General features: G+C 36.2%; 12 protein-coding genes and 1 other annotated feature. Of the genes, 3 read left to right on the forward strand and 9 right to left on the reverse strand.

From position 1 onward, the window contains the following. Nucleotide 1 precedes the first annotated feature (1 nt). The 5 genes from GA0061074_RS01120 to GA0061074_RS01135 form a co-directional block, all read right to left on the reverse strand. Complete coding sequence (locus GA0061074_RS01120; RefSeq protein ID WP_092461268.1) at nucleotides 2–1,114, reverse strand: glycoside hydrolase family 172 protein; 1,113 nt, start codon at nucleotides 1,112–1,114, stop codon at nucleotides 2–4. Nucleotides 1,115–1,427: 313 nt separating this feature from the next. Further along, nucleotides 1,428–3,992 (reverse strand): hypothetical protein, encoded by a 2,565-nt coding sequence (locus tag GA0061074_RS01125; protein WP_208855576.1) that lies wholly within the window; start codon nucleotides 3,990–3,992, stop codon nucleotides 1,428–1,430. Nucleotides 3,993–4,048: 56 nt separating this feature from the next. Further along, on the reverse strand, nucleotides 4,049–4,297 hold the full coding sequence (locus GA0061074_RS09200) for a hypothetical protein (protein WP_208855577.1): 249 nt from the start codon (nucleotides 4,295–4,297) through the stop codon (nucleotides 4,049–4,051). A 181-nt stretch (nucleotides 4,298–4,478) separates the two neighbouring features. Next, on the reverse strand, nucleotides 4,479–5,279 hold the full coding sequence (locus GA0061074_RS01130) for a Cof-type HAD-IIB family hydrolase (protein WP_092461269.1): 801 nt from the start codon (nucleotides 5,277–5,279) through the stop codon (nucleotides 4,479–4,481). Between the two features lie 163 nt (nucleotides 5,280–5,442). Next, nucleotides 5,443–6,324, reverse strand: coding sequence for a LysR family transcriptional regulator (locus GA0061074_RS01135; protein WP_092461270.1), 882 nt, complete (start codon nucleotides 6,322–6,324; stop codon nucleotides 5,443–5,445). A 105-nt stretch (nucleotides 6,325–6,429) separates the two neighbouring features. Between GA0061074_RS01135 and GA0061074_RS01140 the strand changes: the two genes are divergently transcribed. Both GA0061074_RS01140 and GA0061074_RS01145 read left to right on the forward strand, forming a co-directional pair. After that, a complete protein-coding gene (locus GA0061074_RS01140; RefSeq protein ID WP_092461271.1) occupies nucleotides 6,430–7,314 on the forward strand; it encodes an aldo/keto reductase in 885 nt (294 codons plus the stop codon). Nucleotides 7,315–7,464: 150 nt separating this feature from the next. Next, nucleotides 7,465–8,346: a DUF975 family protein gene (locus GA0061074_RS01145; RefSeq protein WP_092461272.1), complete on the forward strand. Its 882-nt coding sequence runs from the start codon at nucleotides 7,465–7,467 to the stop codon at nucleotides 8,344–8,346. 64 nt (nucleotides 8,347–8,410) lie between these two features. Here the strand turns inward: GA0061074_RS01145 and GA0061074_RS01150 are convergent, their stop codons facing one another. Then, on the reverse strand, nucleotides 8,411–9,226 hold the full coding sequence (locus GA0061074_RS01150; RefSeq protein ID WP_092461273.1) for a Cof-type HAD-IIB family hydrolase: 816 nt from the start codon (nucleotides 9,224–9,226) through the stop codon (nucleotides 8,411–8,413). A 210-nt stretch (nucleotides 9,227–9,436) separates the two neighbouring features. Here GA0061074_RS01150 and GA0061074_RS01155 point away from each other — a divergent pair, with 210 nt between their 5' ends. Further along, entirely contained in the window at nucleotides 9,437–9,850 is a 414-nt protein-coding gene (locus GA0061074_RS01155) for an Hsp20/alpha crystallin family protein (protein ID WP_092461274.1), read from the forward strand. Nucleotides 9,851–9,926: 76 nt separating this feature from the next. Here GA0061074_RS01155 and GA0061074_RS01160 read toward each other — a convergent pair whose 3' ends face one another. The 3 genes from GA0061074_RS01160 to GA0061074_RS01170 all read right to left on the reverse strand — a co-directional run bounded on the left by GA0061074_RS01160 (nucleotide 9,927) and on the right by GA0061074_RS01170 (nucleotide 13,714). Further along, entirely contained in the window at nucleotides 9,927–11,660 is a 1,734-nt protein-coding gene (locus GA0061074_RS01160; protein WP_092461275.1) for an ABC transporter permease/substrate binding protein, read from the reverse strand. Nucleotides 11,661–11,830: 170 nt separating this feature from the next. Next, nucleotides 11,831–12,658 (reverse strand): MetQ/NlpA family ABC transporter substrate-binding protein, encoded by an 828-nt coding sequence (locus GA0061074_RS01165; protein WP_092461276.1) that lies wholly within the window; start codon nucleotides 12,656–12,658, stop codon nucleotides 11,831–11,833. 74 nt (nucleotides 12,659–12,732) lie between these two features. Then, nucleotides 12,733–12,984, reverse strand: a binding site (T-box leader). A 58-nt stretch (nucleotides 12,985–13,042) separates the two neighbouring features. Continuing rightward, entirely contained in the window at nucleotides 13,043–13,714 is a 672-nt protein-coding gene (locus GA0061074_RS01170; RefSeq protein ID WP_092461277.1) for a 2,3-bisphosphoglycerate-dependent phosphoglycerate mutase, read from the reverse strand. Between the last annotated feature and the right edge of the window lies 1 nt (nucleotide 13,715).

A 13,715-nucleotide genomic window follows, 5' to 3' on the forward strand; every position in this document is an offset into this window, starting at 1 on the left:
ATTAGCGTGGCACACGTTCATCACGTGACAAAATTGTTGGTAGTTCAGAAGTTGGTACATCTTGATACCAATAGGCAACTGACGCAATATCATCTGAGCGTTCAAATAATTTGATATCGTCATTACCAATTTGTTGTACTTTAACTGTCAAATCATCTTTAAAGAAGATTGGGTCTGGCAAGTGCAAGCGATACAATGCATGCATTGGCAAAGAATCATTACCAAAACCATGTAGTGGCATTGCATCACCAGTAGAAAAGTTTTCACGTGTATGATCATAACGATCCATCAATGGGTAGCCTAGATATTGATGTTGGAAGGTTTGTGCATGAATTTGTCCATCATCTTCCACGTGAAATGCCCAAGCACCACCAAAGTAATCTTCACTACCTGTTGAAGTAACCGTTGGATATTGACCATCACCGTCTATATAGAACTTAAATTCACCTTCACCCCACCAATAACGTTGCAAAGCTGCCAATTCAAAGTACGTTCCAATATAGTGACCCGCACCATGAATTGTTGGTAGAATCGTATAATCTTGTTGCTTTTTCGTGTAATCCTCACGATTCCAGTAAGCATGGAAATAAGCAATTTCTTCAGGTTGTTCCTTCACCACATAATTAATTGTATAGAAGAAATCAGGAACGTCAGCTGGATGTTCATTCGTAATAGTAATCACAGCATGCTTTTTAAAAGGCATTGGGAAATATGAATTAAATCCACCTACTGGATTAACATTAATTAATGCAGAATCAATTTCTTGACGTTGTGCAAAACCGTTAAAGAAAAAGTCACCAATTGGTGCTTCAACAGCTGGTGTTTCAGAATCATCCCAATACATGCGTAATACAACATCACGAAGTACAAAACTACCTGCGGGTGTTGCATCAGCAATTGTCATCCAAATGTGACGAATTTCACCAGCATCATGAATATCAGCAACTGTTACAGTTTCACCTTGCTTTAAACTAATAGCAGCATGTCCTTTACGTTCTGGACCCAAATCACTACCAGTCATGGCAGCTTTTCCTTTTTCCCCAGTCATATTTTCAGGAGAAATTGTTCTATTTTCCTCACTACGATTAATCTTTGTCAAATCTTGAATTTGCATATCATTAGCTCCCATTTAAAAATTAAAACAGTATAAAAGTAATAAAAATTATGGCCTTTTTTTTATTACGTAAACGTTTACTAAAACTACAAATGACATTATGACATCATTCTATTTTTCATGCAAGCGTTTTCATTTAAAAATAACAATACTAAATAAAAACTAAGTTGAATAAACATTGTTAGAATCATACTTCATGGCTTTTTATTTTTTATAAATTTAATTGTCATTTATCTCAAATTCAGGAAAAATAACAATTAAAAAGGCGTATTACTGAATCTAATTTCATAAATTCAATAACACGTCTATAATTTTAATTTATATTCTTCTGACACATCCGTTCAAAAACGCTTTGATAATCTTGTGATGAAAGAACTTTAACTGGAATAACTAAATCTTGAACCACTTTATTTGCTATTTTTAGCGTAGCATGAATAGGTGCAAAGGTTTCATTAGGATCACCTTTCAGGTACAACGACTGTACCGCTATCTCTCTACCGGGTTCCCAATGAAATGGATGTTCACTAAGCATAATACTCTTTTGATCGCCCACAAATTTTTCGGGTAAATTAATATAGAATCCAATTACCCCATGCTGATTGGCCGGTAATGTGTTAATCGTATTAGTTGCATAATTAGTGTGATATATCGGTTGATAATTCCACTCATAAAATCCCTTATTAGCAACTTGCCACTGCTCATCAGTCTCTAATTCAACTGAAACATCTTGCCAATCCTCACCACCATGGGCAACAACAAAACGTAACATAAAAGCACTACTGTCATATTCTGAAACCTTTGGCATAACCACACCATATGCACCAAATTCTAAATCATTATTAAAATAGGTCAATTCTTTTTCAACAACATTAAATTCTGAAACCTGATAATTCAACACTCCCTGCTTTTTTTCAATAGTCTCACCAGGCGCAATTGTAAAGGTAACACTGTTTTCAGTTTGTTCAGCTCCTGCACCAAAAGGACGTGGTGTCAAAACAATTGTAAACGACTCAGTATTATTATTCTTAATAGTTAGCACTGTTTCTTTTGCTGTTTCATGATAACTAATGTCAAACCTCATACCACCAAGTTGTCCGTCAATCCAATCATAGTCTTGAATTAACCCTTGTGGTTTAACATGAAGAACATGTTGATCACTATCTAATCGTAATCCTAACCATTGCTCGACACTCTGTTGTACCCATTGTCCCTGACCTTGACTACAACGTGTCAAACAACGTTTTTTATTACTACCTTGTGGCCACCAAAACAATGAGCCACTTTCGTCCAACCGTGAATATAATAAATCTAAGTTTTTGCGCATGTCATTCTGTGTAAAACTGCCCCCTAAACGAACAGTATATCCAGTTGCCGAAGGATGCATCCCATATGGTAGTTCACGTAAAATTTGAAATTCCGGATCATAAGCAGCAATAAACATTGATTGTGCATATCGATGATAGTTAACATAAGGACGATAATTAAACTCATATAAACCATACAAAGGTGCCAAAACTGAAGATGTATCTTCACCAGCATAGTAGGCGGTATCTTCAGAAATATAAAAATCTTCTAGATTTGGCTCATCCAAATTGGTACCACCCGTAATCTGTTCGCCAAACGGTCCTGCACCTATCATTGTTTGCTCTATATCAGCAGGCATATCTTGCAACAATCGATCAACTTCTTTCGTTTCTTCACCAACGATTTGTAAAATATGTTGATAGCCCTTTAGTGCATAATAAGCCTGAACATTTAATCCATAATCATATTTTCTAAACACCAATAAGTCACTAGCATAATGACTAGAAAATAGTGCTTTATCTGGGTTTTTAAAAGACATCAACCCATTAAATAATTCTTTAATCTCTTGCACAACTTTTGGATGTTCCAAGAAATATCCAGTATTACCCGTTAATTCTAAGTATTTTTGTGCAATTACTAACGGTGCGATGTAGAAAAACGTACTATGATCTGGATAAATACTATAACGCGGTACATGACGTTTCAACAAATATTCAATTGCTTTAGGTCCAACTTCGGGCACAACGTACATAACACTAACGACATCCGGCACAATATCAATTCCCCAAGAACGAGATAGACTATGAGATGGTGCCCCCTGGCTGTTAGTTAAAAGATTTCCCTTACGATCAAACGCTAAACAATTAAAGTTATCAATCATAAAACGAACCTGCATATCACGATATTTATTGCCCTTAATCTCAGATTTAGTATCTGATATATGCAGTGAACCTAAACGTTTATGCCAAAAATCAGATGTTACATTTATCCATTCCAAAGCAGTATGCTGATACATAATGCCTAAAGATTCATGTATCTGTTCTCTCTCTGGCGCAACAGCAATAATTGACGAAAATACCTTACTCTCACCGGGCTGTAAATTTAATTCAGCTTTAATCAAAGGATTATCTGCATTACCGGAAACATCCCCCGACAACATCTGAATAGCAACTTGTGTTTCTGTATCCCATAGCATTAATAGACGCTGTTCAATTCTTGAGCCAGTTGGTGTATTGGCGTAATCTTCAACTTTTTCACCATACTTTTCAAATTGATTAACAAATTTCTGATCAAATGATAAGCATACCTCGCCCTTCAAAGGGACACCCGTTGTATTTTTTATCTCAACACAATAATAGACAGCAGATGGGCCTGGTAAAGGATGAATACTGCTCTCTTGTAATGCTTCTGGCTCTAAAACTGGTGCAATTGAAAATATCTTTGTTTCAAATTGTGGTCGTACCGTCTTAGTTACTGGCAAATAATCATCAAGATACGTCGTAACAGCGGATGGACCCGCAGCTGCATAAGATGCCCCATTAGATAAGACAACTTCATAATTCATCTTACTCAAAAATAGCGCCACATCATTTTGATAATATTGACCAATATTCCCTCTAAATTGACCTCCTAAATCTTCTTCACGTGAAGGAACTGCATAAATCTTTTCATGTGGCGTACTAACAAAATGCAGCCTACCTTTCGTATCTTGCCTAACAATGTTCTACCGTTTGACTGTGTAAACAATTGCCGTTCACTTAACGACCAATCAGAATTTTCATCAACAGTTGTGTTATTCGCCATAAAATATTGCGATTGATATGACTTTGTCCATAAATCTTCCCATGTGTGATACATAGGTTTTTGTTGCAAATACATTAAATCCCCCCAAAAATCTCTTTGTGATTAAACTTACTTATTATTACTCCATTATTTTTTCATAAATATTCATCCTTGTCTAACTTTTATAAAAGCGCTTTCAAAAATTATTGCTTATATTGCTAATAAAAAAGGCGTTAAACCCATCCAGAATTTAACGCCTAAGGTCTAATTTAATTACCTAAAATAATTCTTCCAATTTTCTAACAACGCCGTCATCATTATTTGATAAACAAATTTGATCAGCTGCTGCTTTTACTTCGTCTGTTGCATTGGCCATGGCATATCCTGTACCACAATATTGCAACATCTCAATATCATTCTGACCATCCCCAAACGCAACGCACTGTCCCGGTGTAATTTGCCAACGTTCAACTAACCGCTTCAAACCGGTTGCCTTATGACATCCAGGAATAATTAAGTCAATTGACCCATGACCACTCGTAGTAGGCACTAGTAGACCAGCTAAACGCTTTTTAAACATCTCATAGTATGCCTGCGTCTTTTCTTCTGGCACAGTAGGTGCAAACTTTAAAATTTGATCATCCACATCTTTAAAGTCATCAACCCACTGTAATTTTGGATAATAATGATTAGTTAACGCAAAAAAATCATCATCAACTGTTCCGCGTTCACAGTAAGCGCTCTTAACACCACACATCACATTTTTAATTTCAGGATAATCAGCACATATTTCTGATACCTTGTTAACAATATCATTAGAAATCGACGCCTTAAAAATTATCTCTGAATGATCCGTTACTAATGCTCCATTCTCAGCAACATAACTTAATTGATCAGCAAAACTGGGAAAATGCGAGATTAGTTGGTAGTACTGATTACCACTAGCCACTACAAATTGACAACCAACTTTAGCCATTACCGATAACACCTTTTTAAAGGCTGCCTCATCATACGTATAATCGTCACGCATAAATGTCCCATCAATATCAACTGCCACCAATTTAATATCTGAATTCATTATAAAATCCCCCTCTATATCTATTATGATATCGGGCAAATTAAAAATTCACAATTAAATACTAGGCAAATATACAACGTAACACTAGTCAGGACACGACATATGCTTTTGTATTTACCTCTTTAAACGGTAGTCAGCTTTTTTTGCCACTAAAATGTCTCTTTCAGCACTCACCCAAAAGCAACCGCATCTCTTTTAAAAATTGGTTTGCCAATTGTGTTTGGAGTCGTTCACGCTTCCAGATTAATTTCGTTTTAATTATTTGATTACTTCTTAATGGAATAAACGTTAACTTATGGTTAGGCTCATGATATTCTGGCTTGTCAAAGGTTATGGCAACACCCACATTTGCGACAACTTGCACGTGCATACTGTAATACATATCATAAAAGCCACTTATGGTTAGTTCTTCAAAATGATTTTGTGCCCAATCTTTTACCTGCTGTAAAACATCATCTTGTCTTGATATCAACAAGCGTTCACCAATTAAGTTTTCTGGTATGACCGTTCGATACGTTGCTAGTCGATGATTATTGGGTACGACAACACCCCAACGATCAGCAACTGGTAAATCTAAGCGTTCATATTCATTATTAATCTGTGGGGATGAAACAACACCAAAATCAAATAAACCATGTTGTAGTCCATATAATACACTATCTGCTGTTGCCGACACTAAGTCGACTTGAATAGTTGGATATTGATCCAGTAACGTTCGAAATACGGCTGCAATTAATTGACCACTCGTATTTTCACCAGCTGCAACTGTGATACGCCCCGTCACAATTTCATTTGACTGTAAGGTATTAACTGTTTGCGAGGTCATAGTCAAGATTTCTTTAGCTCGATCAAGTAAATAACGACCACTTTCAGTTAATGTCACCCCTTGTTTACTTCTTTCAAATAATGTTTTTCCAACCTCTTCTTCCAAGGTTTGAATTTGCCTTGAAAGTGTTGACTGCGAAACATGTAAAATTTCAGCGGCTCCTAAGAATGTACCTTCCGTAGCAATTGTGACAAAATACTTTAAAATACGTAGTTCCATGTGTATACTTCATTTGCATAAATAAATATCCATTATAACTATTATACATGATAGTGATTTACCACTATACTAAAGTTACCATTTAAAGAAAGAGGGTTATCACACATGGATTATACAACATTAAATAATGGTACTCGTATGCCACAACTTGGTTTTGGTGTTTTCGAAATCAAACCCGAAGAAACCAAGCAAGCTGTCTTGGATGCTATTAAAGCAGGTTATCGTTCAATTGATACTGCCCGTGCCTACTTCAATGAAACTGAAACTGGTGCTGGAATTAACGAAGCAATTAGTGGAGGTTTAGTTTCACGCGAAGACTTATTTGTAACGACAAAAGTTATTTATAACGAATATGGTTATGAACAAACGGCCGCTGCAATTGATGACTCACTAAATAAACTTGGGCTTGATTACATTGACCTTTATTTACTACACCAACCTTATGGGGATGTTTATGGATCATACCAAGCTTTAGTTGACGCGCAAGCTGCTGGAAAAATTAAGTCAATTGGTATTTCAAACTTCTATCCCGCAAAATTTGTTGAATTTATGCGTGAAGTTGAGCTACGCAACTGGCCAAAACCAGTTATCAATCAAATTGAATTCAATCCTTTGATGCAACAAACATTAGCACAGGATTGGTTACCTAAGTTTGATGTCCAACTAGAAGCTTGGGCTCCTCTAGCTGAAGGTCGTGACAACATTTTCCAAAATGAAACGTTACAACGTATCGGTGATGCACATCATAAGTCAGTCGCACAAGTTATCTTACGTTGGATTACACAACAAGGATTTGTAACAGTTGCAAAGTCAGTTAACCCTGCACACATGGCTGACAATATCGATGTCTTTGACTTCACCTTAACGGATGACGAAATGGCCCAAATCAAGGATTTAGATACTAACGCACCAAGTTTTGACCACCAAAATCCAGAACTTACTAACATGTTCTACGATATGGTCTATGAAGTTGGTGATTACGCTAATTAGTAATTAAACGGCATTCAAGCTACCCATAAAATGGTAATTTGAATGTCGTTTTATATTGAATTTAAATGTAAACCGTCTTAAATGCATTCATACTTTACCTATGTTACCCTATTAATATAGTAAGGTTTATATCATGAGGAGGTAATTACTATGGATCAGACATATGACCGTAAAGCAATACGTAAAAAAATTAAACGTCACGCTAAGGATGTTCTACACAGAGATTTATGGGGAAACGTCGGCTTAATTGCTCCTTGGATGATTGTTATTTATATTATATTTATCTATTCTTATGCTACGACAAGTGTTACTACAGGGCAAAATGAGACATCGACTGGTCAGGCGTTGTTTGAGGCACTATTTAGTCTTATCTTTGCAATTATCACCGCATACACTATTTATGTAGCCGAATATCAATCATTAAAGCAAATGCGTGATGAAACTACTACCGCCAAACCTGTAGAGTCATGGTTTAAAACATATCTCACAAAAAAATGGCAAAAGACTATCTGGTTAAGCATCTGGATGACATTTCTTTTCTTAATTGGTTGGGCCTTATTAATCAGTTTTGGTCACTTAGGTGTCGGATTATCAAGTATTACAATGACTCTGTATGCTCTAAGCAACATAAGCATACCGACATTCCTTGTAGTAAGTTTTATCATCAGCTTTATCGTATTTGCCGTCTTTGTTATTATTTACCTGATGAAACAGTATAAGTACATTTTCATCCCCTTTGTCGGTTTAGATGATCCTTCAACAAAAGGATTTAAGTTAGTTGCTAAATCGCGTGAGTTGATGAAAGGTCATCGTTGGGAACTTTTCGTAATGCATCTTAGTTTCTTTTGGTGGTTTTTGCTAATCGGTGTTACTTTGGGATTGGCTAGTTTCTATGTTATGCCATATATATACTTAACATTAGCCGGTTATTATGACACCATAAATGACATTCAAAAAAAGAAAGAAGCAAAAGTAACTGAGCAACCTGCTCCTATCAAAGCAGTCGTTCTACAACCAAATTCAACGTATTAGATAGTTAAAGGGCGTTAATCTAACCAAACTTGGTAGATTGACGCCCTTTTTATTTTGCGCAATATTATTTTTTAAACACTAGTTTTTGCAATGCATTAGCAATACCATCTTCATCATTAGAATCAGTCACATAGTCAGCATGTGCTTTAGCTGCTGCTGAGCCGTTTCCCATAGCAACCGCCTGACCAGCAAAATCAAACATCGGAATGTCATTTTTCTCATCACCAAATACCATGACTTCTGCTGGGGAAATACCTAATTTTCCAGTTAGTTGTGTTAACCCATTACCTTTATTGACAGACTGATGCATAACTTCCAAAAAATTATCTGCGGCTCTAACGACATAATTTTTATCAGCAAACGCAGCATGCACACCGTCTTCAACTTTATCCAAAGCTGCCTTTTCACCAACAAATGCAGCTTTAACGATTGTAAAATCATCTGCTAATTCGTCTGGTGTTCTAATAAAAATACCAGCATCATTTTCCCAAGCTTGAATAACCGCAATCCGACTCACATCATGATTACTTGTATAGACCTCCCCATCCTGGTCTAATACATAATACTGAATATGTTGTTCATTTGCATAAGCATCGATGTGCCGATATTCATCATTCGATAGTCCTTTTTGTAACAAAATATCTCCAGCTAATGATTCAATAACACTACCGTTATATGTAATCGCATATTGATCAGCACCACTAATACCTAATTCGTTTAAAAACGGTTGAATCCCTCTTAACGGCCGTCCTGAACATAAAACAACCTTCACACCTTCTTCTAGTAAATTTTGTAATGCATATTTAGTACTTGCCAAAATATGTCCCTGTGAATTTAACAGTGTATCATCTACATCCAGTGCAACAAGCTTAATTGTCATTAAGTTCCCCCCATATTGTGCATTATCAACTAAATTGATTAAATAATCTTTATCAACAACTACCATTGTAACATGTTTTATTTTAATTTATATTATCCAAAATAACTCTTGAAAATCTCAAATTTAGCTACTACAATAAAGATAAAGGTTAGGTTAAAACTATTAATGCTTAACTTTTATAAAGATTAAACTAGTTTGGAGGTTATTATTATGGCAAATGAGTTATCAAATCGATTCAATGGTATGTTTCACGATTGGGATCACTTCTTCAATGATTTTAATCATCTAACACCATTTGCTCAACAGTTAAAGAGTGATGTTGTGGATTCAGACAATCATTATGAAGTATCAGTTGATGTTCCTGGAATTAATAAGGATGATATTAATTTAAGCTATCAGGGTGATACGTTAACGATTTCTGCTACAAAACAAGCTTCTAAAACTGATAAAGATGATCAAGGTAACGTATTAACTCAAGAACGTTCTGCGGGACACATTCAACGTAGCTACTACTTACCGGGTGTTGATTTTAATAAAATTACCGCTAAAGTATCAGATGGTGTTTTACAAGTAACTCTACCAAAATCTGAAACAACAAATAATCATCGTATTTCAATTGATTAATTTAAACAACTAAAAGACCTGGCAGCTACTGTTAAATCAGTAACTACCAGGCCTTTTTATCTTAAGCAAATGCTAATTATTTAAACCAACTATTCACTTGTGATTGATGATTCTTAATCCACTTATTAGCAGCTTGCTTAGGTGACTTACCATCATCCATGTCAAGCATAACACTAGACATATCTTCCTTAGTCCAATGGAACTTATCTAGCGCCTTATAAGCATCTGGCTTATCTTCCTTCAATCCCTTACGAACAATGGTGTTAATTGATTCTTCACTACCCATCGTCTTCTTAGGATCCTTCAAATACTTCAAATCATATTTCTGGAACATCCAATGTGGCTGCCAACCAGTTACAATAATTTCTTGTTTAGCCTTGATTGCCTTATCCAAAGCAACTGTCATAGCACCAGTTGACGATTCAGAAAGCTTCCAACCCTTCTTATCTAATCCATATGCTTTAATAGTATCCTTGGCTAGCTTAGAAATACCAGCACCAGGTTCAATACCCGTAATTTGCTTACCGGCTTGGTTTTGCAAATCTTCGATACTATTAACATCCATATACGTTGGTACGGTCAATCCGTTTGTTGCACCCTTCAAATTAGGTCCTAACAAATCCAATTGGTCTTTATACTTCTTGTATTGTGCCGCATGGGTAGTTGGTAACCAAGATGAAACAGAAACATCCGCTTCGCCGTTCGCAACTGATTGCCAAACAATCGCATTATCTAATGATGTCATCTCCACATCATAACCATGTTGACGTAATGCTTGTGCTAATACGTTACTTGAGGCAACCTCAGAATCCCATTGCACATAAGCAATCTTAATGGTTTCTTTTTGCGAACTAGCTGAAGTAATCGTTGTTACAATACCAGTTCCTGCCATAATAATGACTGACGCCAGTACGGTCCAGCCCTTCCAATGATGCTTAGGCGTTTCTGCTTTTTGCTTAGGTGTTTGATTAATTTTTTGTGTTAATCGATCCATGATAATAGCCAAAACTACTAATGAAATTCCATTAACAAATCCCTTACCAACATCAGCATCTTGAACAGCTGATAGAATACCACGACCAAGACCAGGAGCTCCAATCATTGAAGCCACCACAACCATTGATAGTGCAAGCATCAACGTCTGATTAATACCAGAAAAAATAGTTCCTTTAGCTAAAGGTAGCTCTAATTTAAACAATTGTTGACGTCCAGTTGAACCAAACGACTCAGCTGCTTCCTTTAGGTCCGTTGGCACTTGCTTAATTCCTAAGCACGACATACGTACTGTTGGTGGTAAAGCAAAGATAACTGAGGCAAATACCCCTGGTACAACACCGATACCAAAGAACGCAACTGCCGGTATCAAATAGACAAAGGCTGGCATCGTCTGCATAAAGTCTAAAATCGGTTGAATAATTTTATTAACCGTCTCATTTTTGGCCATCCAAATTCCCAACGGTACACCAATAATAACTGAGATTAAACTTGCCATGATAACAAGTGTGAAAGTATTCATCAAATCAGACCATAGACCTTGATTTTCAATGATTAGTAACCCAATTAATGTAAATAAGGGGAATCCCCATTTTTTATGGGACAATACAACCACTATTAAGGTCATACCAATAATGAATAACCATACCGGAATTGCTGTTAATATATCCGTCGTAGTATTCATGACAGCATTACCACCACTCTGAATAGCATCAAAGAAACTACTTAAGTGCTTCGTTAGCCAGTCAACACCATCATTAACCCATGAGTCTAGGGGGATTTTAGTGAATAAATTTGCTAAAACAAACATCGTCATCTCTCCTCCTTAACTTGTTCGATTTTTACAATTCATATCTGTAACTTAAAAACTGACAACCTTATTATAAACATGAAGTTGTCACTTAAGTCAAATATTACACTTTTAATCTGCTATTAATATCCCATAAATAATAAAAACCTCGTGCCGTTAACACGAGGTTCAAACCATTATTTTAGATTCCAAGCTGCATACTGTGAATTATCAAATAACTCTTTAATATCCGCCTTAGTTTGCTTTGTTTGATAAGTTTTTACAATTTGTTTATAGATTTTTTTATTGGCTTTATCTTTTGGTGCTGCAATCAAATTAATGTATGGTGCTGCATTTTTCTTTAGATTTTGTTCAACAAGAATATCCTTGTCTTTCAAATGCGCATCATGCGCGAAGTTTCCATTGATAACACCAGCATCCGCAGTTTGCAGTGCAGAAACTGCTTGCCCGGCATCGACCTCTTTAATATCTAATTTTTTCGGATTTACAGTAATATCCTTAACCGTTGGATCCGTTACTTTTTTATTGTACTTAATTAGCTTAGCCTGTACCAAAACATCTAGTGCACGTGCTTCATTAGTTGCATCGTTAGGCACAACAATGCTGGCACCTTGTTTAATATCACTAACTTTATCAAGCTTTAATGAATACATCCGCATTGGTACAATCACTGTCTTACCAATTGACTTTAATTTATTCCCCAATTTTTTATTCTGATCATCAAAGAATATTTTTGTTTGAAAGGCATTCAAGTCTAAACTACCATCCGCCAGTGCTTGATTTGGTTTAACATAGTCATTAAATTCTTTTAGCTTAATTTTAATACCGTACTCTTTTTGTGTCCGTTTACCAATACGTTCCCATAACTCACGCGAAGTATCACCAACCACACCAACTGTAACTGTCTTTTTCGTATCAGCACTAGCAGTTACAATAGGCAACCCTGCTGAAGTCAGCAAAAGCGCCGTTGCAGCAACAACCCCAAATTTCGTTCCATTTCTCATAACTATATCTCCTCCAATTATCATTAAAAATAGCAAATAAAAAAGTCCCGTTGTATCACACTATGTATGTAATACAACGGGACGACTAATTATCGTGTTACCACCCGAGTTCTGTTCATTAATAACTGAACACTCAATTAAGTACGCGTTTAAAAACGGTAATACTCTAGCGCAATAACGGGCGCACCCGGAAATAACTTATCATCATAAACTCGCCATTTCGATCACTCTAAGGCCATTTTCATCATCCCCATTGATTGCATTCCACCTAACCGCAACTCTCTAAACAACTTCGGATTGATTACTTACCTCGTCTTCGTTGCTTATATTGTAAATGCCGTTAAATGAAAAGTCAATAAGTTTATTAGAAAATGCTCACATTAATTAATCTAATACCTTTTTATCAACAATTTGTAACTGCTCATCAAGTGTATAAATAATTGGCTTGCCATTCGGAATATCTATTTGATCCAGCTGATCATCTGGCACTTGTTCTAGATACTTAATCAAAACTCGTAAACTACTACCATGGGCAACGATAAACTCATTACGACCATCTTGTAACTTCGGTGCAATTGCCTCCTGCCAGTATGGCAACAAGCGCTGTTGTGTCATTTCAAGACTCTCTGCTAATGGGATTGCGACACCAATACGATCGTAAGCTGGCTGATGCTCTTGCTTTGCTAACTTTGGTGGTACATCGGTAAAGCCGCGACGCCAACTTTCAACTTGTTCAACACCATATTTTTGCCGTGCCTGATCTTTATCCAAACCAGCTAAAGCACCATAATGACGTTCATTTAACCGCCATGTTTTAAAGATGGGCACCCAATTAATATTTAAAATGTCACAAACAATTAAAGCTGTCATAATAGTTCGCTTTAACATCGATGTATGAACGTCATCAATTTGAATTGCTGTTTGTTCCAAAGCGATTCCTGCTGCCTGCGCCTGTTGTCGCCCTTTATCCGTTAAGGTAGCATCTGTCCAACCTGTAAAAGTATTTTGCATATTAGCCGTACTTTCACCATGGCGCATTAATATTAATTTGACCATT

Origin of the sequence: Weissella bombi (assembly GCF_900094835.1) — a bacterium.
Lineage (GTDB): Bacteria > Bacillota > Bacilli > Lactobacillales > Lactobacillaceae > Weissella > Weissella bombi.

Excerpts from the sequence above, each read along its gene's own strand:
- GA0061074_RS01120 (WP_092461268.1), bottom strand. The coding sequence starts at position 1,114 with ATGCAAATTCAAGATTTGACAAAGATTAATCGTAGTGAGGAAAATAGA.
- GA0061074_RS09200 (WP_208855577.1), bottom strand. The coding sequence starts at position 4,297 with ATGTATTTGCAACAAAAACCTATGTATCACACATGGGAAGATTTATGG.
- GA0061074_RS01130 (WP_092461269.1), bottom strand. The coding sequence starts at position 5,279 with ATGAATTCAGATATTAAATTGGTGGCAGTTGATATTGATGGGACATTT.
- GA0061074_RS01135 (WP_092461270.1), bottom strand. The coding sequence starts at position 6,324 with ATGGAACTACGTATTTTAAAGTATTTTGTCACAATTGCTACGGAAGGT.
- GA0061074_RS01140 (WP_092461271.1), top strand. The coding sequence starts at position 6,430 with ATGGATTATACAACATTAAATAATGGTACTCGTATGCCACAACTTGGT.
- GA0061074_RS01145 (WP_092461272.1), top strand. The coding sequence starts at position 7,465 with ATGGATCAGACATATGACCGTAAAGCAATACGTAAAAAAATTAAACGT.
- GA0061074_RS01150 (WP_092461273.1), bottom strand. The coding sequence starts at position 9,226 with ATGACAATTAAGCTTGTTGCACTGGATGTAGATGATACACTGTTAAAT.
- GA0061074_RS01155 (WP_092461274.1), top strand. The coding sequence starts at position 9,437 with ATGGCAAATGAGTTATCAAATCGATTCAATGGTATGTTTCACGATTGG.
- GA0061074_RS01160 (WP_092461275.1), bottom strand. The coding sequence starts at position 11,660 with ATGACGATGTTTGTTTTAGCAAATTTATTCACTAAAATCCCCCTAGAC.
- GA0061074_RS01165 (WP_092461276.1), bottom strand. The coding sequence starts at position 12,658 with ATGAGAAATGGAACGAAATTTGGGGTTGTTGCTGCAACGGCGCTTTTG.
- GA0061074_RS01170 (WP_092461277.1), bottom strand. The coding sequence starts at position 13,714 with ATGGTCAAATTAATATTAATGCGCCATGGTGAAAGTACGGCTAATATG.